General features: G+C 47.5%; 1 protein-coding gene and 1 pseudogene. Both read left to right on the top strand.

All coding sequences use genetic code 11. The annotated features are described in order from the left end of the window. Positions 1-103: 103 nt before the first annotated feature. Positions 104-1,008, top strand: a pseudogene (locus B9A32_RS20885) (tyrosine-type recombinase/integrase). Between the two features lie 2 nt (positions 1,009-1,010). After that, positions 1,011-1,795, top strand: a 785-nt coding sequence (locus B9A32_RS22600; protein ID WP_084072120.1) for an IS91 family transposase, incomplete at its 3' end; no start/stop codon positions are given.

The following is a 1,795-nucleotide window of genomic DNA, read 5'->3' as shown; positions in this document are numbered from 1 at the left end:
GTTGAACCAAGCCGCTACGCGGCAGAAAAAGCTGAAGTCATGTATACTATGTGGAGTGTTCATACAGAACCACCTCACAACCCTTTTTTCAGGAGAGTATATCATGAAACAATCAGAAGTGAATCGTTTCAACAAACTTTATGCCCGCCACCAAAAAACATTGAAACTTCAGGGCAAAGCCCCAAAAACTATTGATTCATATTCCCGGGCTGTCCGCCGAGCGAGGGAATATTTTGGATGCTGTCCGGATCAATTAACACCCGATGATCTGCAACGCTATTTTGCAGATCTGGTTGAATCTCATTCCTGGAGCACTGTAAAAATTGACCGTCTCGGATTACAGCACTTCTGGAAATTTGTACTGAAAAAGGAATGGCAATGGGTGGATATTGTCAAACCGCCCAAGGTCAAAACCATTCCTGATGTCCTTACATCGACTGAAGTCGAGAACATCATCGGCAAAACACGGAAATTGCGCTACCGTGTGTTTCTGTTGACTACCTACTCCATGGGCCTTCGACTGGGAGAGGCTTTGTCGCTTGAAGTCGGTGATATTGATGCTACCCGAAAATGCATTCATGTTCGCAGGGGAAAAGGCCATAAAGACCGTCTTGTCCCTCTGCCCGACCTTACCCTGACGGGGCTGCGGGAGTTATGGAAACGCCACAGGCATCCCAAACTGCTGTTTCCCAATGCCAATGGTTCCCTGAAAACCATTCAAAAAGCAACAAGCCATATGGATCGGGGCGGGGTCCAGAAGGCTATGAAAATCGTTGTTGCTGAATGCGGCATAAAAAAAAAGTCTCCATCCATTCCCTTCGCCACAGTTACGCCACACATCTCCTTGAGCAAGGCCTGAGTCTCCGACACATCCAGGCGCTTCTTGGTCATGCAAACCCCAACACAACTGCCCGTTATGCTCATATTACAGATGTAGTGGAAAAAGACGGCATGACAACCATCAACAATTTGATCAACACCATTCATGTTGATTTTTGGAAGGTGTGATCATGCAACTCTCTACAATAATAGATGAATATTACGACGTCTTTTTGTCCCTCCATGCTGATACCGTACTTCCGGGACAAATAAAGGCCCTGAATGCCATGCGGGCTTGCCGTACGTCCGATGCCGGGGAACTTTTTGTAAGTTGCCCCAAATGTTCCCATACACAATGGCGCCCCTTATCCTGCGGTCACCGTAGTTGTCCCCAATGCCAAAACCATGAGACCAGCAACTGGATCGACCGGCAGCAAAATAAAATTCTGCCGGTGCATTATTTTATGGTCACATTTACAATCCCCTGTGAGTTCAGACACATGATCTACCAAAATCAGAGAACGGGATACGCTCTGCTGTTTGAATGTGTGGCAAGCACACTGAGGGATTTTGGTCTTAACCCCAAATTCCTTGGTGCCGAAATCGGCATGACCATGGTGTTGCACACCCATAACCGGAGGCTGGATTTTCATCCACATATCCATGTGGTCGTTCCAGGCGGCGGTGTGGATAAGGCCAGACGACAATGGCGGAAAAAAAAGGGCAAATACCTCTTCAATCAAAAAGCGTTGGCCAAAGTATTCCGTGCCCGTTTCCTTGATGGGTTAAACAAGGAAAGGATGCCGATCCCCAGAGGTGTTCAACCCCGGTGGGTTGTCGACTGCACCAAAGTGGGCACCGGCATAACAGCCCTGAAATACTTATCCCGATATTTGTACCGGGGAGTCATCAGTGAAAAAAACATTGTCTCCAACCGCAATGGGCACGTGACCTTCAATTACATTGAAAGCAAAAC

The organism is Desulfocicer vacuolatum DSM 3385, assembly GCF_900176365.1.
In the GTDB taxonomy this organism is placed as follows: domain Bacteria; phylum Desulfobacterota; class Desulfobacteria; order Desulfobacterales; family Desulfobacteraceae; genus Desulfocicer; species Desulfocicer vacuolatum.
This window is presented reverse-complemented; position numbering and strand designations above follow the sequence as displayed.